Genomic DNA, 17,135 nt, shown 5'->3' on the forward strand with positions numbered 1-17,135 from the left:
CTTTATTGCGCGGACCACCTAACTTCGTCCAGCGCTTCAGCCGCCCGGCGACTGGTCACCCGACGCCCCATGTAGATGTCCTGGGTGGTCGAGACCTTCGAGTGCCCGAGCTGTTCGGCGATCTGCCGAGCCGACAGGCCGGCGTCGTCCAAGATCGTGGCGACCGACCGCCTGAACGTTCGAAAGGTGACCCACGAATACCCCGCACGCTGGCGAAACTCCCGCCACCTCGACAACGTGTTGTGCTTGTCACGAAGCGTGCCGAGCGAGTTCGGGAAGACTGGCCCTTCCAACTCGTCCTCCGCGACGTTGAACCTCTCCGCGAGGCGAGTTCGCCGTTCTCGCAGCATCGTCACCAACCACGACGGGAGCGCCAAAGCTCGCTTAGAGACTTCGGTTTTGCCCTCGTTGATCTTTTGTCCTTCACCTTTGACCCGGATGACGCTGCCGGCCCAGTCCACGGTCCCGGCGTCGAGGTCGAGATGCGGCCAGTGGACCGCCAGACCTTCACCGGTTCGCTCACCTGTGCCCGCGTACCAGCGAGCAAGGTCAGGCAGATCATGGCGGGCTGCGACCTCATCGGCGTCGAGCTTGGCCAGCAGATCCGCCATCTCATCCTCAGTCAGTGCTCGTGACGGCGTCTTACGACCTTCCAGGTGGGCGACATCCCGCACAGGATTGGCTCGTAGCGCACCATGGCGGACCGCCAGGGCACACACTCCGGAGACAACCGTGCGCACGGTCTTGGCGCTCGCCGCGCTCTGGCGGGCCTGCACTGTCGTCAAGAGTTTACCGATACGCGCCACGGTCAACTCACGCATTCGCAGTTCGCCGACCGCAGGCAGGATGATCCCGTTCAACCGGCCCTCGTAGGTCTCAAGCGAGGTGGGGGAACGAGCGCCGACAGCGACGGCTGCACGGAACTCTGTCAGCCACACCTCGGCAGCCTCACGGAATCGGGTCTCCGTAGTGATCATTCCTTCCTCGCCGGGGGCTGTGCGATCTCGGAGAGCCTCCTTCAGCGCCCTCTCAGCGGCTGTCTTGGTCTTGCCGGAGCGTTCCACCGGGCGGGTAATTCCGTCGTAGTCACGGAAGTTCGTCGTAGCCCGCCAACCGGTCGAGGTCGAGTAGAAGCGAATCTTGCCGTACGTGCCGACATCCAAGGGCCTCCGCCCCATCAGCTCACTCCGTTCGGTTGGGCGTCGAACCAAGCCCTAACCTCGTCCGGGATGTACCGGACGTACTTGCCGATTCGGCGGCCAGGTGGGCCGTACTTCCTGGTACGCCACTGGTAGAGGGTCTGAACAGGAATGCCGAGGAAGTCGGCGACATCGTTGATGCTCCAGAGCTTGCTCATTGGTGTGTCTCCTGTTCGTATTTGCGCCGTCGGTCGTCGCGGATTCGGCCGGCCAGTGCGGCGGCGAGTTCGCGTTCTGCGTCGGTGTCGTAGCCGTTGCCCTGGTAGGCCCAGTCGTTGATGACCAGGACCGAGTCGGCTTCGAGGCCGAGGCGTTCGAGGGTTTCGGTGTGGCGGAAGGCGCGGCGTTCGTCGCGAATGGACTTGAACGTCGTGCTGTAGTGCTTGGACTTGCTCAGGAAGTGGCCGCGGAAGCCGAGCATGTGAGCCCAGTGGCGCAGCTTGAGGTCTTCGTACTGCGGGAGGCCGCCGAGGTCCCAGGCGGTTTGGATGATGCGTCGGTGGTGGTCGCTGACCTTGGCGTGGTCGATGCAGAGCTGGGAGCGGATCGGCCGGTCTGTGCCGTCTGTCTTACCCGTGGTCTTCGTGGCGTACTTGGCGACGTAGGCGGCCAGGCGGGTCTCACTGATCGAGCCGTTGTCGTCTTCGACCTCGTGGGCCTGGTTGGCGCGGATCGGGCGGACGTCGACCTGTGAGCCCCACCGCAGGTCCAGCGCCACGCCGTCCGGGCGGGGAACGGTGAGCTTCACCGAGGCCGTAGCGGCCTTGATGCACGCGTCGAGGAGTTCGCTGGTGACCCATGCGGGGGTGCGGTCTGTGGGGCCGTCAGGGCCGTCTACGCGCACGACGGCGTGGAAGTGCACGAGGCCGCGTCGCTGGTACTCGGCGACCTTGGCGTACGACAGCCGGGCGTGGTTGGCGAACTCGCGGACCTTGAGCCCTGCCGCGTTGGCCAGCTCGCGGTTGAGGGCGATGCGGAAGCGGTGCCACAGCGCGCCGGCGTTGGCCTGCCAGAGCACCGAACCCTCGTAGTCATAGGTGCCGGGGTCGACGGCAGCACCGACGCGCGGGTCGGCTTGGTGGTGGTACTCGCCGCATCCCGTGCACGGCCGGATCTTGCCGTTGGCCATGGTGAAGCGGTTGTGCACCGGGCCGAAGGACGGAGCGGTGAGGGTGGCGAACGCTCGCGGCTTGTCCGTCACGGTGGCCGGGACGCCCTTGGAGCCACCGGCGAGACCGGCGTGCATGAGGTGGTAGGCGTCGGCGGCGTAGCGGTCCGAGCAGGACGGGCACACAGCGGAGCGCCGGTTGCCGCAGGGCACCATGATCTCGCCGCCGTGGTGGGCGAGCACTTTGCGGGTGGTGGCGTCGTGCAGCTGCCACGCGCCGAAGAGGCGGACCGGGACGGCGCAGCCGTTGGTAGCGGTGACCTTGGCGCGCCATTCGTGGTAGCCGGGTGAGGTGACCTTGCGGGCGATGCGGTCTTCCAGGGTGGTGTGGGGGTTTCCGGGCAGCATCGTCTGGCCTCCTTTCGTTGGCGTGCAGGGGATGTGTGGTGATCAGGTGGCGAGCGCGGGGAGTTGGTCGAGCAGGACGGAGCCGAGGAACTCCGTGTAGGCGGGCGGGATGGCTTCGGCGAGTTCGCGGCGGTCTGCGGTCCAGTCGATGCCCATCGCGGTCTGCCAGTCGGTGACCGAGCCCTTTCCGCCGCCGTCGCCGTAGACCGCGACCATGTCGCCGTCGTGGCGTTCACCGTGTCGCCAGCCGGCCACGCGGTGACGGCGGTGTGGGGTGTGCGGGGCCTGAAGGCTCATCCAGCCGCCCAGCTCGAAGACGCGGTGTCGGAAGACCTTCAGACCGAACGTCAGGCCACACAGGACGACATCAGGCCGAAGAGGCGCGTTCGGCACGTTCTCGATTACGTACGGGCGGCCGAGGCGGTCAAGCAGGTCTCGGGTGGGCGCGACGAGCAGCGGATAGGTGCGGCCGTGGTTGGTGCCGGCGGTGAGGGTGCAGTACCCCTGGCACGGCGGGGAGGCGTGCACGGCGTCGAACTCGTGGCCGTGTGCGGCGAGGAAGTCGAGCGCGTCGGCCTGGTGGAACTCGTGTCCGGCGTAGCGGGGCTGGGGTGCGATGTCCACACCGGTGACGTGCCAGCCGGCGAGGCGGTAGCCGTGTGCGGCACCACCGGCACCGCCGAATAGGTCGAGCAGCCGTGGTGGCATTGGAGTCTCCATTCGTGTGGACAGACGTGAAAGGGCGGGGCACGACTGGAGTTGTCGTGTCCCGCCCTTGCAGAGAACTGGCGGCTAGTAGTCCTCACCGCAGTGGCAGGCGTCGCAGCCGTAGCAGCCGTGACACGTAGGACATTCGCCGCCGGGGCCGTGGCCGCACCAACGCGGTTCCGACCCATCAGGGCAGTAGCACTCACCTTCCGGGCAACCGCGAGGGCATCGGTCGTCGGTCTCGTCGGTTGCACTGGCCTCCGATTCGCTGTCAGCCGGGTAGCGGACGACCATCAGAGGAATCACCAGCGAGAAGCGCGGACAGTTCGCGAAGTGCGCGGGCGAGGAACAGTTCTCCGTCAGCGCGCACCCACTCGTGTCATTCGATCCGGTCATCCGATTCCTTTCGTTGCGGCACTTGAGAAGCAAGAAGGGCGGGACACGACCGGGGGTTGTCGTGTCCCGCCCTCATGGCGAACAGGCGAGGGGTTGCCTGTTCGTGGCTAGGCGGCGAGCTGGTCCGCGACGCGGGCGGCGAAGTCCGCGGGCAGCCGCAGCAGCTCGGAGACCTCAGGAGCTGTGAGGGGCCGTCCGAGTTCGGTCATGCGCGCGGTGAGGGTGGCGCGCATCGGCGGTGGTAGCCGCAGGCCCGCGAGCTGGTCGAGGCCGATGCTGCTTACGGTCGGAGTCGAGGCCGTGGTGGCGACCGGCCTTTCCTGGGGGGCTTCGGTTCGAGCTGCGTTGCGCCGGGTCGCTTCGCGCAGAGCCGCGTCTCGCACGGCCACGCAGCGTTGCTGGATGATCGGCATTACCTCGGCGAGCAGGAACACCACGACGGGGATGACGACGTGGAGGAACACGTTGCCCGCGCTCACGGGGCCTTTCGAGGGCGAGACGGCGGACCACACGTTGGTGACCAGCGTCGCGGCCAGGAGCAGCCGCTTCAGCTTGACCACGGGTCCGTCGTCCACGTGCTGGCCGTGGGCGAGCATCTCGGACTCCCACCGGAGCACGGTGATCAGGATTCCGGCGAGTGCGGGTTCGACCAGCCAGGCTCCCCACCACAGTGGATCGGTGACGGGGAGGTCTCCGGCGAGGAAGTCGTGCACGCCCGTGGTGGTGAACCCGAGGCCGATGGCGAGAAACCACCACAGCGAGCGGCTGATGGAGACCCGCAACCGGTCGGCGTTGACCACGGCCAGCAACGGATCGTCGGCCAGGGCGCGCACGTCGTGTGCTTCATCGAGCTGATGCCGCAGGCGGCGCACGGCCCGAGTCGGTTCCGGCCCGTCTTCGTTGGTCTTCTTGTTGCGGCGGAACAGTTTCACGGGGTTCACCTCCTGGCGGGTCTGATGTGGACACGAGCTACTTGCCGTTGGCGGCGCGCAGGAGCAGGCGTCCGAGCAGGGCCAGTTCGGCGACCAGGACGACGGTGCCGATCCAGCCGAAGAGCAGCCACATCAGGCCGAGGCCGGCGAGCACGGTCAGGCTGATGCCGATGGCGCGGGCGGGGGTCTTGCGGGTGACGGGGATGACGAGTTGGACGTTCATGGCTAGGCGACTTCCTTTCGGGTGGTGGTGCGCGGGTAGTAGGTCTGGTTGCGTTCGGATCCGGTGGTGCCGCCGACGACGCCGGAGGCGTAGAACCGTCGGGAGCGGGTCTTGCTCTCCCATTCGGCGGTGTCCGCGTGGCACTGCGCGATGACCGGGCATCCGGCGCAGAGGTCGAGGGCTTTGCCGGTGGTGTTGGTGGCGAAGAACATTTCGGTGTCCTCACCGGCGCACGCGGCGTCTGCGCGCCAGGCAGGCGGGGTGCCGGACGGGCCGAACAGGGCGAGCATCAGAGCGCGCGTGCCGACGTAGCCGGGGTGGTCGGTGGGGTTCACGCGACCACCCCCAGCACGCGGGCCGGAACGGTGTCCTCGGAGACCGGAACGGTGCGGGCGTGCGTGACCAGTGCGGCGAGTTCGTCGTAGGACGCGAGATCCGGGGTTGCTTGAGTGAGGGTGGGCAGGCCGGGCAGGTTGGCGAAGCTGTGGACCACACCGTTGAAACCGTCGTACTCCTCTACGGTGCCGCCCAGCTCGAACACCGAGCCCGAGCACGCCAGTCCGATCCCGATACCCGCGCGGGTACGACCGGTAGCGGCGAGCCGGATCTCGTTGTGCCAGCCGTAGGTGAGCCCGAACTCGTTGCCGTGCAAGGTGGCGGACCAGAGCAGCACGGCCGCGAACCGGTCCACCGCAGCGCCAGAGGTGAACTCGGTGTGCACCGACCGGGACGCGGTGGAGATGACCAGGCGGTCCGGGCGGGGCAGGTTGTACGTGCGGATGTGTCCGCGCACCGTCCGCAGCGTTCGATCCAGTGAGCGATTGTTGTTGGCAGGCATGACGAACAGACCTCCTTGAGAGTGTGAAGTGGACGGACAGACCCAAGCCTTTTTTGACGCTTAAGTGACAAAGCGGGTTAGGAGACGGCGCGGAGCGTGGTCGGCGCCTTGACGAACGACACCAGCTCCGAGCACTGCGCGTCGTCGGTGTAGGCGACCCGGATGCGGCGCGGCTGACGGGTCTTGGGAGCGCGGGCGAAGCCGATACCGGCGTTCTCCTCACCCTGCGGGAGTTCGTCGGCGACCGCGCCACGTGCCCGCATACCAGAGCCGAGGACCATGTCCGGGTGGCTGTCACTGGACACTCGCAGGCACACGCGGTGAGGCAGCAGCTCACGCACCGGCACGGTGTCCTTGGTCGGTTCCTGCACCAGCGCCTCCACCACATCGTGAGTGGTGCGGCCGGTCGAGGCGATGATCGCGGTCTGGCCGCAGATCGCATGCGCGAAGTCAGGCTGATAGGCCATCGTGTAGCCGATCTCATCGAAGATCAGCCAGTCGACCGGGAACTCCGGGGAGATCGGAGTCTTACGCAGCTTGCGCCGTTGCATGAGCTTCTGCTTACGCGCCATGTTCGCCACGAACGCGTCCAGCAGTTCCAGGCCGTCTGTGGGGTTGTCGGCGTAGCGACCGTCCAGGATCGGCTTGAGCCAGCCCCACTCCATCATCTTGGGGTCGATCACCCACGGCCGGACCAGACCGGCGCGGATGAGCGGAGCCGCCGCGCGCAGCCGTTGCGCCGGAAGGGAGTTCTTACCCGATCCGGTCTCGCCGGCGCGCAGGAAGTGGGTGCCGTAGAGCGGTTCGTGGTACTCGCGGCCGAACTCGTCCTCGCCGACGTACAGCGACAGCGGGTCGACCTCGGACACGTCTTCGGCCAGTTCGGGTGAGGGGATGACCCAGGTGAACGGCTCATCGCGCTGCACGATCAGCGTGACCTCACCAGGTGCCGTGCGCTCGACCGCGACACGTTCGGCCTTGAGACTGTCAGCGAGTTCGTCGGCTGCGTCGATGAACGCTTTCGCCGACATGCCCAGCACCAGACGAACCCGCACCGTGTCCACCGAGGACGACCACGACCGCACCCGCATCACACGCGGCACCAGGACTTGCAGGGTGCGCGGGTGTGTTCGGGTCAGCCCACACGAGCCCATCAATGCCTTCCAGTTGCGACCGGTGTAGGCGCCAGCCCAACGTCGCTTCCACGCCCGCAGCACCGGAGCGGCGTAGGCGTCGAAGGTGTCCGGGTGAGCCCGGTACCAGGCACCCACACCAGCGGCAGCACCACCGAGGACCGCGCCGGTCGTGGTCGGACCGAACTGCGAGAGCGCGCCGATAAGGGCAGAAGGACCGGCAAGTGAACCGGGGTGACGCACCGCCCACACCACAGCCTTGAACTCGCCGCCCTGCGGACGGTCGGACTTGGAACGAGAGCGCTTGGACATCGTTGATCCCTTCAAGTTGGTTGGGGGAGAACGACAGAGGCCGAACGTGGGAGTGGCCGGCCTCTGCCTCGAACATCACCTGTTGCGGCGACGCTTGCGGCGTTCCGCGGCTTCCTCATCGAGCAGCACGCTGGCGTAGGACATGTGCGTGGTCAGCGTTGCCACCGAGCGCGCGAACTGGTCGTGCAGACCTTTGAAGCCTTCCCGGCGGACCGGGATGTCCTTGATTGCGATCCGCAGCTGGGACATGGCCTTTCCCATGTCCTCCAAGGCGTTGTTGAGCTGGTGAGACATCAGACCCTCCACTCGCGAGACTTCAGCTCGATCTCGTACTTGACCGCGTGGGCCTTGAGGTCCTCCAGGTCCTTGCGGGCCTTGGCCAGCTGCGCCTTGAGCTCATCGGGCTTGGGAACCCGCCAGTCACCCGGCAGGGCGTTGCCCAGGTTCATCCGGTTGATCAACGTCTCCAGCGGCGCGAGCTGCTCCGTTGCGAAGTTGATCGCCGACACAAAACCGGCGTACTTCCTGATCGCGTGCGCGTTGTACGCCTGAACCACCATCGGTTATGCGCCTTTCTTCGACGTCGAAGCTGCCTGGTTTCCCATCGGCTTGAGCGCGTTCCACCGCTTCAGCTTCTGCCGCGTTATCGTCGGAACTAGAACCGAGTTCACCGCCTGACGAATCGCGCCGCATCGCAACACGTGGGTGCCGCCGATGATGAGCTGGCCGCTATCGATGAGCTGTAAAACTGCTTCCAGTTCCCATCGAGGGACGTGTTTCATGGTCTTGTTGTTGGTGCGGCGATAAACGCGCCGCGTCGGCCCCGCAATCGCGTAGCCGGGTTCGTCTACCGCGCGGTTCAGGACGTCCATGATCACCCGCATGTCGTTGACCACCGGAGCGGCCGACGCCGGAGATGCAGCAGGCGCGGTGTCGATCTCGTTGCCGAACAGGTCGGTACTCACCGCACGTCACCGCCCTTGTTGAAGGCCGAACCGGGCCTCACCTCAACGTCGCGGTGCCGTGGTGCTTCCAGGGCGACCACGCGGTTGGTACAGCCGTCACAGGTCAGGCTGAGGATCTTCGTGTCGCGGTCGAACTCGCCTGTCTCCAGCAGATGCGTGACCAACTGGGCCTCCCACAGGGGCAAACCCTCCATTTCGGTCGGTGAGATCTGCCGGAACACCCTGCGGAAGTCCACCGCGATCACGTAGGGCTGAGTGCCACGAGCGCGGTCGACCACCATCACAATTCCGCTTGTCCTTGCCATAAAATCGAACCTTTCCGCTCGGAATGCACGGCAGGTGGCAGGAACGTTATGCACGGGCCTGACACCGCCGAACAAACCGGCGCGTTTTTGGCATGGCTCAACACACTATGGAATTCTCAAAGGACGTAATCGCGCGTTCCTATGCCCGACTCGAACGGGCAGCAGGCCAGTCCCCTGGCAGAACGTGGATTTCCGCACCCTGGCCCGACTCGAAACGGGCGACCGGCCTAACCGGGCAGGGCAACCGAGCACAGTGGACGATCAGGCAACCGAACGCATCGCGGCGGCCGGGATGATTCCCTCAGCCTTGAACGACAGGCCCGCGCCCATGTCGTTCTGCCACATCGAGACCGTGGGCGAGATCAGCGAGACGTACATGCCCTCAGTGATGTCGTCGCCGGGGTCAACCGACATCGTGATCTTGAGCTCTTCACCCTTGCCCTGGTAGCCCTCAGCGTTCGGGAGCGGCTTGGCGAACACCGACACCTGGAACTGCTGGACGCCCTTGTAGTCGGTCGCCGGAACCATCTCGCCCGTCTTGTCGTCCTTGCGCATCTTGATCGTCGGCGCCTCGGTGACCAGCAGTCGGTACGCCTCGAACACGACGGGGATGTTGCGCAGTGCCATCGGTTGCTCCTCTGTTCTGACCCGAACCGGGCCACTCCTCTAGACAAGTTCTACTCTCCTAGACGTCTAGAGGAGATGCAACCCTCTCCTCTAGACAAGTTGCAAACGCGAATGCACTATCGGGCGCGGAACTCGTATTCGAGCAGGTAGGCAGGGGCGACCTTGACTGTGTCGCACACCTCGACAGCTCGCCCAGCCGTGTCGTAGGCGGTACGCACGACCAGCAGCACGGGGACACCCTCGCCGACTTCCAGTTCGCGTCGCTCGTCAGGCGTAGGCATCCGAGACGAGACTTCTTCGCGGAATCGGTCGAGCACGTGGCCTGCATCTTCCAGTCGGGCGTAGATCCCACCGGGGCCGGTGTCCGGCTCTTCAATAGGAGTGCCGGAGGCCAGATCGGCTGGGATGTACGAGACCGCCGTCTCCACTGGTCGCCCATTGGCGAGGTAGCGCCGGGCACGCACCACGACCTCAGTGTCCGGAGGAAGACCAAGCCGTTCGGCCACCTCTACGGACGCGGAGGAGCGCGACACCCGGACACGGTCGACGCTCGGTGCATAACCGGCCTTGTCCGCCTCTGCGAGGAAGGCCGCCTTCCCTGCCGCTCGATGTTTCCTGGCGAAGCGATCCGAAGCCATCCTCCGCACGGGAGGCGCCGGCCGCACGAACGTTCCCTTGCCGTGCTCCGCAACCACTAGACCTTCGTTGCGGAGTTCCAGCAGGGCAGTGCGCACAGTCATCCTGGCCACGCCGAAGTGCTCGATCAGCTGAGACTCGGAGGGCAGGCGCTCGTTCGGAGCGAGATCCCTGTTGTTGATCGCGGCGCGGAACATGGCTGCGATCTGACGCGCTGGCGTCTGATCGAGCGTCCGATCGATCTGGCCAAGCTTCAGCACAACCGTCTCCCTCGCGGACATGTCTAGAGGTGTTCTAGTCTTTCACAGACCTAGCAGAGGAGTTGGTAGCACCGATGAGCAGCACGCCGAAGCACTCCGTCAGCGTGGCGGGCATCGTCGTTGACGATGAGGACCGCGTGCTCGTCATCCGCCGGCAAGACACGGGGGATTGGCAGGCCCCTGGGGGAGTGCTCGAACTAGAAGAGTCCTTTGAGGATGGTGTCCGGCGCGAAGTGGCGGAAGAGACCGGGGTTGCGGTCGATGTCGAGCGCCTTACTGGTGTCTACAAGAACCTCAGTCGAGGCATCGTCGCACTCGTCTTCCGATGCAAGGCACTCAGCGGCAGTGTCTCTTCCACCGACGAGGCAAGCGAAATCCGTTGGATGACTCGCGACGAGGTCCGGGAACTCATGAGCCCCGCATTCGCCGTTCGTGTCCTTGACGCATTTGAGGATGTCACTCAGGTCCGTGCGCACGATGGGGTCAATCTGGCTTCCGCTTGACCGTCACGGCAGACGTGTTCAGAGTTTCTTTTCTTCATCAAGGCGGCCCCCTGCGGGGGCCGCTGGCCGTTGGTGCCTACCCGACAACGGCAGACCTACGCGCCTCTTTCTCCGCCGCGCCCAAGGCCGCCTCCGGCGTCCGAGCGCGGCGGGCGAGGCATGCGCGCAGGTCGACCGTTGCCGGACAGGAACGGCCAGCGACCCCCGCAGGGAACCGCGGAGACTTCAAAGCATGTCCTCGCCGGACGGGCAGGTCTCCAAAATGGTGCGGGGGAGTGCCGACACATTGCGTTCCAGCGGGGGTCGGGGCACGCACCATCCCGTATGACCTCCCCGAGGGCAACCACACGCGTCAAGGGGGCCGTTCCAGCGCACGATCCCGTTGACGAGGTAGGTGCCCCCTTGACGCGCGCGGTTGGGGCGAGCCAGGTCATACGGGATGGTGCGACACCCCTCCTGGAGGGTCGTGCTCGCGACGGGGCAAGTGAGGCGGAAGTCGATCAGTATTGAGCAACGCAAGCTGCGATTGGGTTCTCATCCATACGAGTGAACTAGCTCAATGCGCGTAACAACCGCACTGTAGATCAACATATGCGGGTATGCGCCGCAGTCGGTGCCTTGTCGAAGGTGTTCAGCACCGTCGACAAGACGAGCTGAAGCTACCCGCAGACCGCCAATTGTGGAGGGAATGTGTCAGACGTATCTACGTTCTTCTCTTATGCTCATATCGATGATGCAGGAACACACGGACGCCTGAAAAAGCTGAGCTCGGATATTGGTGTCCAGTACAGAAGCATGTCCGGATTCAGTGTAGACGTCTTTTTTGATGCAGAGTCGATTCCGTTGGGAGACAGATGGCGGCAGCGTATAGAGGCCGGCCTGACAGGTTCGACGGTGCTGTTTGCGATTATTTCCCCTGCGTACCTACGGAGTCCAGCCTGTCGGGATGAAATCCAGACGTATCTGACACTTCTTGATCAGGAGCAAAGACGAATGCTTATCCCTTTGCTTCTGTATCCGCAAGATGAAATTGATAGGCGGTTCTCCGCGGACGAGCTTTGGCTGGAAATCAAGGAGCTGCAGTACCGGCCGATTCAGGATCTGCGTTTCGAGGAGCAGGGATCGCGATCTTGGATGACCGCAGTCATAGACATCGCCTCACGAGTAGATGAAGTAGTTGGCGACCTGCCAACTTCGCCGGTAGGCGAATCAATGGCAGTCGATGTTTTCCAAGCAGAATCGGTCGAGCCCTCAAGTGAGATCTCAATGGGTACTCTTGAGGTAATGGCCATAGCGGAGGAGAGATTGCCTGAACTAGGCCAGGTTGCAACAGATTTCAGCGGCCTTATAGACAAGTTCAACGAGGAGACCGAGGCTGCAACTTCTCGCCTGTCTAACGCAACTTCATTCAGGGAGAAGCTTCAGGCCGCAAACACCTTCGCCAGGAAGCTGCAGCCGATCACAAGCGCTTGCACTTTGAAATCGCAAGAAATGCGTCAAATACTGGCCGAAGTGGCGCCAGGAGTCACTTCAATGCTGCGTATGATCGCCAACTCTCCGGGGGAGATTGATGATCAAAATGTTCGCGATTTCCTCAATGGAATGCGGTCGCTGGTGGCTGGTGCCATTGAATCTACTCAGAGTGTTGCTCTCTTTCATGATTCAATGGAAGAGAGCAAGGGATTCTCTGGCAACTTGGATCACGTACTGATTGAAATGCAGAATGCACTGCTCGTCATGGTTGATCTCAACGCAACGGCTCAAGCTTGGAAAGAAATCCTAAACTTGATCGACGAGCCCGGACAAGATGTCACAGAAGGTGGGGCCTGACTGTCACTGCAAGAGTCGCTACGATCGTCGGGACGAGCGCCGAGGGCTAGCCTGTTTCGGTGGCCGGGGCGCTCGGCTGCCGCACCTATGGACAGCTCGATGCCTTGGGGGCATCGACCAGCCCACAGGCTTGCCCTCGAGGTCACGTGGTTGCGAGCGCATGATCATCTCCATGCTTTTCCCTCACATAATGACGGAAAACATCCACTGCCAGCGGTTCGGCACAGCAACTGCGAGACCGAGTCGTCGCAGGTAGAACCAGGTATTGGCAGGGTACGACAGACGTCCGCAGAGGCTGCGTCTTATCCGTCAGGTCGTGGGTTCGAGCCCCACCTTCCCCACCACACACACCGGTGTTGAAGGCGTTTCCGGGATCTGGCACTGGTCATGTCCACGAGGTCATGACCAGTGCGGACAGTTCCGAAGACCTACTTCGCCGCCGTGCCCCGCTTGTCCGCCTGAAACGGGCTCGCCCAGGTGCTGTTCTCGCCGCGGAACTGCTCGTTCGAGACCGCTTCGCCCTCGGCAGGCTTGCGCGCGATGACGACGATGTTGAACGGGCGGAACGCCTCCACCGCGGTGATCTGCAGGCCCATGTGGTCGACGAGCTCGACCAGCAGCGCCGTGTCGAAGACGTGGTGGTGCATGCCGCGGAACGTCAGGTTGTCGGCGCACCGCTGCTCGAAGTCCGCCCGGCTGCCGGCCGCGGGGTCGCGGGACATGTCGTGCAGCGCCAGGATCTCCGCCAGGTGCGTGGTGTCGGTCTCCGGCGTCTTGTTCTCGAAGTCCTCGATCATGTGCGCCAGCGTGGTGACCGGGCGGTTCCGGTCGAAGGTGCCCTCCAGGTGCGGCGCGACGAGGACCAGCGTGCCCTGCTCCTTGAGCACGCGCTTCCACTCCGTCATGGCCTGGATCGGGTTCGCGGTGTGCTCGACGACGTGCGAGGAGAGCACGAACTCGTAGGTGTCGTCGGCGATCATGTTCAGGTCGGTCGCCTCGGCCACGTACTGGACGCCCGGTTCGCTGCCGTCGTGGTAGCGGAACGTGGCCCCCTCGACGATGGAGCCCTCCCAGAGCGTCTGGGCGCTGAAGTTGCAGTTGTCGATCCGGCCGGCGTCGGGGTAGACGGGGACGAGGTTGCCGCGCTTGAACAGGCGGGTCGGTCCGCCGATCTCCAGGCCGATCTTGCCGAGGAAGAGGTGCTTGAAGTCGTCGTAGGACGACATCTGGGCTGGAAAGACGCGATCGTGCACGGCGGTGAACAGGCCGCTTACGCCGTCGTTCTTCAGTGTTGCCAGCGCCGTTTTGAGCATGACCGCGTTGATCATCGTGAGCCTCACCTTGATCCGCCAGGTTGCCGAGGCGACATGCTAGCGCGTGGTGGCGCGGGTCACTCTGCTCGGACGTCGTCCGTTGAACGCCGCGCTTTCGTTGCGAGGGCTACGGGTGCAGGCCGTCGACGTAGATCGACAGGAAGCGGCGCCACTCGCCGGGGGAGTCGCGGATGACCTGGGCCATCGCCCTGGTCAGCGTGGCCATGTCGACGATCGAGAAGTCCGCGCGCAGGACGCCGCCCTCGATGGCGCGCGTGATCAGGGCTTCGGCGTGGCCGGCGCCGCGGTGGCAGGCAGAGACCACCTCCGGGGCGTTCGGCAGGTCCCTGGCCAGGACGTCGTTGAGGCCTCTGTCCTCGGCCTGCAGGCCGTAGAGGTCGTCGAGGTAGACCGTGAACGCGTGCCACGGGTCCGGGTCCGCCAGGGCCTTCTCGCCGATCACGTCGAGGGCGGTGAGGCGGTCGAGGAAGATCACCGACACCAGGTCCTCGCGGCTCGGGAAGTGCTTGTAGAGCGTGCCGATGCTGACTTCCGCGCGGCGGGCGATGTGTTCCATGGGCACGTCGAGGCCGCGTTCCGCGAACAGTTCCGCGGCCGCTGCCAGCAGTTTCTCCCGGTTGCGTGCCGCGTCCGCACGCAGGGGCCTCGACGCGGTGACCATGGGTGGATCCTACGCGGGAGCTAAGTCGATGGTGCCCTCAAGTTTTGTGGTAGCGTCGGCCACGTAAGTCGAGGGTTGTCTCGAATTAGCGTTCGGAAGGATGAAACCCATGTCTCCCACCGCAGTTGTGCTCGGGGCCGGTCCCGGGCTCGGCATGTCCGTCGCGCACAGGTTCGGGCGCGAGGGCTACGACGTGGCGCTGATCTCGCGCGGCGGCGCACGGCACGCCCGGTATCTCGCCGAGCTCGCCGACGCCGGCGTGTCGGCGCGGGCGTTCGCCGCCGACGTGCGTGATCGCGAGCAGCTTCTGTCCACTTTGGACGCTGTTGGTCCCGTGGACGTCGTGTACTACGGGCCGGGCGCCACCGACCTGAACGACATGCCGGGGGAGATCACGTCGACGACGCGTGCGGAGGCGCTCGCTGCCATGGAGTGGCTCTACCCGGCGATCGACGTCGTCCAGCACGTGTTGCCGGGCGTGATCGAGCGAGGGGGTGGCCTGCTGTTCGCGGGCGGGCTGAGCGCCGTGCTGCCGATGCCGGTGCTGGGCGCGCTCGCGTTGTCGTCCGCGGCGCTGCGCAACTACGCCGTCACGCTCAACGCGGCACTCGCGGAGAAGGGCGTGTTCGCGGGGACGCTCACCATCGGTGGCGTCGTCGAGCGCGGCGACATCCACAAGCTGGTGGAGAGCAGGCCAGAGCAGTTCGGTGGTCTGACCGGGCACACGCTGAACCCGGACGACATCGCCGAGACCGCGTGGCAGATGTTCGTGAAGCGGGACCGCGCGGAGGAGGTGTTCTCGGTGCTCTAGAGGTACGAACCGGGGGTGTGGCCGAGCGAGCGGCGGAAGACGTCGATGAACGCGCTCGCGGTCGCGAAGCCGCAGTGCAGGGCCACAGCGGTGACGGACTGACCCTCGGCGAGCAGGCGCAGGGCGTGGTAGAGCCGCAGCTGCGTGCGCCACTGGGGGAACGTCATGCCCATCTCGTCGCGGAACAGCCTGGTCAGCGTCCTGCCGCTCGCGCCGGCCACGCGGCCGAGCGCTTCGAGACCGCGGGTGTCCGAGGGGTCGGTCTCGAGCGTCGCGCAGACCGCGGCGAGCCTGGGGTCGTGCGCGGTGGGGACGCGCACCGGTCGTTCGGCTGTGGTGGCCAACTGGTCGAGCAGCACCGCGCGCATTCGTTTGCCCGCAGGGGTTTCTCGGTCGGTGAGCTCTGTGTAGGTGATCAGCAGTTCTCGTAGTAGTGGCGAAACGGCGAGTGCTGTCGGTTCGTGGAGCTTCAACGGGTTCTGCTTGAGTCCGAGGAAGTGCAGCCGTGTGACGCCGTACGCGCGATGGGAGTGCACGGCGCCGGAGGGGATCCACAACGCACGGTGCGCGGGCGCGATCCAGCGCGACGCCTCCGTGTGCACGGCCACGACGCCGCGGCTGGCGTAGACGATCTGGTGTTCGTCGTGCCAGTGCGCGGTGACACCACTGGCGGCCGCCAGGTCGCGGCTCGTGGTCGGCGCCGCCGGCAGATGGCGAGAATTCGACATGCATCGGCAGAATATCGGAATCGCGAACGGCATCGCCGGCGTGAGGATCGGGGTGTGGACACCTCTCGCCGGCGGATGTCGGTCCTGGTCGCCGGGCACGCGGTGAACGACCTCTACCAGGACGCAGTGCCGGCCGTGGTGCCGTTCCTCGTGCTCGAACGCGACTACAGCTACCTCGCGGCGGCCGGCATCACGGTCGCCGCGACGGTGCTGTCGTCGGTCGTGCAGCCGTTGTTCGGCGTCCTGACCGACCGGCGTCCGATGCCGTGGCTGGTGCCGCTGGGGATGACGCTCGCGGGTGCGGGGATCGGGTTGTCGGGCCTCGGTGACTCGTACGTCCTCACGTGGCTGGCGATCGCGTTGTCCGGCCTCGGCGTCGCCGCGTACCACCCGGAGGCGGCGCGTCTCGCTCGTCGGGTCGCACGGGACAGCCACGTCGGCATGAGCTGGTTCGCGGTGGGCGGCAACGTCGGGTTCGCCCTCGGGCCGGTGCTCGTCACGCCGGTGCTGGCGTTCGGCGGGCTCGCGTGGAGTCCGCTGCTCGCCGTGCCCGCGCTGGTGGGAGGCGTGCTCACGGCGGTGGCGCTGCGCGGGGTGCACGGTGCTTCGGCTGCCGTGGAGGTGAAGGCCGGGCGGGACGACTGGGGCAGTTCGGCCGGCTGACGGTGGTGATCGTCGCGCGGTCGATGGTGACGTTCGGGCTCGGCACGTTCCTCGCTTTGTGGGTGGCCCAACGGGTCGGCGGCGGTCCGGCGGCGGGGGCCGTGGCGCTCGTCGTGCTGTTCGGGGCCGGTGCCGCGAGCACGTTGCTCGGCGGCGTGCTCGCCGGGCGTTTCGGGCGCGTCCGGGTGTTGCAGGTGTCTTATGCGGCCGCGGTGCCTGCGGTGGCCGGTGTGGCGTTGGTGCCCGGTCCTGCCGTGTACCTGATGGTGGCTTTTGCGGCCGTGTCGTTGTACGTGCCGTTCTCGCTGCACGTCACCCTCGGCCAGGACTACCTGCCCAACCGTCTCGGCACCGCGAGCGGCGTCACGCTGGGTCTCGCGGTCAGCATCGGCGGGCTGGGCTCACCGGTGGTCGGCGCCGTGGCAAGCGCAACGAACCTGCAGTGGGGCCTGCTGTCTCTCGTAGTGCTGCCTATCGTCGCGTGGGTGGCGGCACGAGGTCTGCGCTCACCTGTGCGCGTGTAGTTCGATGCGCGCTCTAGTCGCGATGACTACC

General features: G+C 65.5%; 23 protein-coding genes. 5 read left to right on the top strand and 18 right to left on the bottom strand.

The window, feature by feature from the left end; genetic code table 11:
• Positions 1-2: 2 nt before the first annotated feature.
• From ACSHWB_RS23450 to ACSHWB_RS23520, 15 genes are all read right to left on the bottom strand, one after another.
• Positions 3-1,163: a site-specific integrase gene (locus tag ACSHWB_RS23450; RefSeq protein ID WP_439664138.1), complete on the bottom strand. Its 1,161-nt coding sequence runs from the start codon at positions 1,161-1,163 to the stop codon at positions 3-5.
• Positions 1,164-1,177: 14 nt separating this feature from the next.
• Complete coding sequence (locus tag ACSHWB_RS23455) at positions 1,178-1,357, bottom strand: helix-turn-helix transcriptional regulator (RefSeq protein WP_439664139.1); 180 nt, start codon at positions 1,355-1,357, stop codon at positions 1,178-1,180.
• On the bottom strand, positions 1,354-2,715 hold the full coding sequence (locus ACSHWB_RS23460; RefSeq protein WP_439664140.1) for a replication initiator: 1,362 nt from the start codon (positions 2,713-2,715) through the stop codon (positions 1,354-1,356). Before ACSHWB_RS23460 ends, ACSHWB_RS23455 begins: the two co-directional genes overlap by 4 nt.
• Positions 2,716-2,757: 42 nt before the next feature.
• Complete coding sequence (locus tag ACSHWB_RS23465) at positions 2,758-3,423, bottom strand: DNA methylase (RefSeq protein ID WP_439664141.1); 666 nt, start codon at positions 3,421-3,423, stop codon at positions 2,758-2,760.
• 503 nt (positions 3,424-3,926) lie between these two features.
• A complete protein-coding gene (locus tag ACSHWB_RS23470; RefSeq protein WP_439664142.1) occupies positions 3,927-4,751 on the bottom strand; it encodes a hypothetical protein in 825 nt (274 codons plus the stop codon).
• Positions 4,752-4,788: 37 nt separating this feature from the next.
• On the bottom strand, positions 4,789-4,974 hold the full coding sequence (locus tag ACSHWB_RS23475; RefSeq protein ID WP_439664143.1) for a hypothetical protein: 186 nt from the start codon (positions 4,972-4,974) through the stop codon (positions 4,789-4,791).
• Between the two features lie 2 nt (positions 4,975-4,976).
• Complete coding sequence (locus ACSHWB_RS23480) at positions 4,977-5,309, bottom strand: WhiB family transcriptional regulator (protein ID WP_439664144.1); 333 nt, start codon at positions 5,307-5,309, stop codon at positions 4,977-4,979.
• Complete coding sequence (locus ACSHWB_RS23485) at positions 5,306-5,767, bottom strand: hypothetical protein (protein WP_439664145.1); 462 nt, start codon at positions 5,765-5,767, stop codon at positions 5,306-5,308. The genes ACSHWB_RS23480 and ACSHWB_RS23485 overlap by 4 nt, the downstream gene beginning before the upstream one ends.
• 122 nt (positions 5,768-5,889) lie before the next feature.
• Positions 5,890-7,257 carry an FtsK/SpoIIIE domain-containing protein gene (locus tag ACSHWB_RS23490; RefSeq protein ID WP_439664146.1) on the bottom strand — a complete coding sequence of 456 codons (1,368 nt, stop codon included), beginning with the start codon at positions 7,255-7,257 and terminating at the stop codon, positions 5,890-5,892.
• A gap of 75 nt (positions 7,258-7,332) precedes the next feature.
• Positions 7,333-7,551: a hypothetical protein gene (locus ACSHWB_RS23495; protein WP_439664147.1), complete on the bottom strand. Its 219-nt coding sequence runs from the start codon at positions 7,549-7,551 to the stop codon at positions 7,333-7,335.
• Positions 7,551-7,817 carry a hypothetical protein gene (locus tag ACSHWB_RS23500; RefSeq protein WP_439664148.1) on the bottom strand — a complete coding sequence of 89 codons (267 nt, stop codon included), beginning with the start codon at positions 7,815-7,817 and terminating at the stop codon, positions 7,551-7,553. Before ACSHWB_RS23500 ends, ACSHWB_RS23495 begins: the two co-directional genes overlap by 1 nt.
• Positions 7,818-7,820: 3 nt before the next feature.
• Positions 7,821-8,222 (bottom strand): hypothetical protein, encoded by a 402-nt coding sequence (locus ACSHWB_RS23505; RefSeq protein WP_439664149.1) that lies wholly within the window; start codon positions 8,220-8,222, stop codon positions 7,821-7,823.
• Positions 8,219-8,527 (bottom strand): hypothetical protein, encoded by a 309-nt coding sequence (locus ACSHWB_RS23510; protein WP_439664150.1) that lies wholly within the window; start codon positions 8,525-8,527, stop codon positions 8,219-8,221. Before ACSHWB_RS23510 ends, ACSHWB_RS23505 begins: the two co-directional genes overlap by 4 nt.
• A 261-nt stretch (positions 8,528-8,788) precedes the next feature.
• Positions 8,789-9,154 (bottom strand): hypothetical protein, encoded by a 366-nt coding sequence (locus ACSHWB_RS23515; RefSeq protein ID WP_439664151.1) that lies wholly within the window; start codon positions 9,152-9,154, stop codon positions 8,789-8,791.
• Positions 9,155-9,270: 116 nt separating this feature from the next.
• Positions 9,271-10,050 carry a GntR family transcriptional regulator gene (locus ACSHWB_RS23520; RefSeq protein ID WP_439664152.1) on the bottom strand — a complete coding sequence of 260 codons (780 nt, stop codon included), beginning with the start codon at positions 10,048-10,050 and terminating at the stop codon, positions 9,271-9,273.
• Between the two features lie 74 nt (positions 10,051-10,124).
• On the opposite strand from ACSHWB_RS23520, the gene ACSHWB_RS23525 reads away from it, so the two are divergent.
• Together ACSHWB_RS23525 and ACSHWB_RS23530 are read left to right on the top strand one after the other, a co-directional pair.
• Positions 10,125-10,553 carry an NUDIX hydrolase gene (locus tag ACSHWB_RS23525; RefSeq protein ID WP_439664153.1) on the top strand — a complete coding sequence of 143 codons (429 nt, stop codon included), beginning with the start codon at positions 10,125-10,127 and terminating at the stop codon, positions 10,551-10,553.
• 690 nt (positions 10,554-11,243) lie between these two features.
• Entirely contained in the window at positions 11,244-12,383 is a 1,140-nt protein-coding gene (locus tag ACSHWB_RS23530; RefSeq protein ID WP_439664154.1) for a toll/interleukin-1 receptor domain-containing protein, read from the top strand.
• A 428-nt stretch (positions 12,384-12,811) separates the two neighbouring features.
• Here the strand turns inward: ACSHWB_RS23530 and ACSHWB_RS23535 are convergent, their stop codons facing one another.
• A complete protein-coding gene (locus tag ACSHWB_RS23535; protein WP_439664155.1) occupies positions 12,812-13,711 on the bottom strand; it encodes a methyltransferase domain-containing protein in 900 nt (299 codons plus the stop codon).
• A 112-nt stretch (positions 13,712-13,823) separates the two neighbouring features.
• Positions 13,824-14,378, bottom strand: coding sequence for a TetR/AcrR family transcriptional regulator (locus ACSHWB_RS23540; protein WP_439664156.1), 555 nt, complete (start codon positions 14,376-14,378; stop codon positions 13,824-13,826).
• Positions 14,379-14,487: 109 nt separating this feature from the next.
• Between ACSHWB_RS23540 and ACSHWB_RS23545 the strand changes: the two genes are divergently transcribed.
• On the top strand, positions 14,488-15,189 hold the full coding sequence (locus ACSHWB_RS23545) for an SDR family NAD(P)-dependent oxidoreductase (RefSeq protein ID WP_439664157.1): 702 nt from the start codon (positions 14,488-14,490) through the stop codon (positions 15,187-15,189).
• Here ACSHWB_RS23545 and ACSHWB_RS23550 read toward each other — a convergent pair.
• Entirely contained in the window at positions 15,186-15,917 is a 732-nt protein-coding gene (locus ACSHWB_RS23550; RefSeq protein WP_439664158.1) for an AraC family transcriptional regulator, read from the bottom strand. The genes ACSHWB_RS23545 and ACSHWB_RS23550 overlap by 4 nt on opposite strands.
• A gap of 54 nt (positions 15,918-15,971) precedes the next feature.
• Between ACSHWB_RS23550 and ACSHWB_RS23555 the strand changes: the two genes are divergently transcribed.
• Both ACSHWB_RS23555 and ACSHWB_RS23560 read left to right on the top strand, forming a co-directional pair.
• Positions 15,972-16,580, top strand: coding sequence for an MFS transporter (locus tag ACSHWB_RS23555; protein WP_439664159.1), 609 nt, complete (start codon positions 15,972-15,974; stop codon positions 16,578-16,580).
• Positions 16,581-16,585: 5 nt separating this feature from the next.
• Positions 16,586-17,104 carry a hypothetical protein gene (locus tag ACSHWB_RS23560; protein ID WP_439664160.1) on the top strand — a complete coding sequence of 173 codons (519 nt, stop codon included), beginning with the start codon at positions 16,586-16,588 and terminating at the stop codon, positions 17,102-17,104.
• Positions 17,105-17,135: the final 31 nt, after the last annotated feature.

The organism is Lentzea sp. HUAS TT2 (assembly GCF_051853195.1).
In the GTDB taxonomy this organism is placed as follows: domain Bacteria; phylum Actinomycetota; class Actinomycetes; order Mycobacteriales; family Pseudonocardiaceae; genus Lentzea.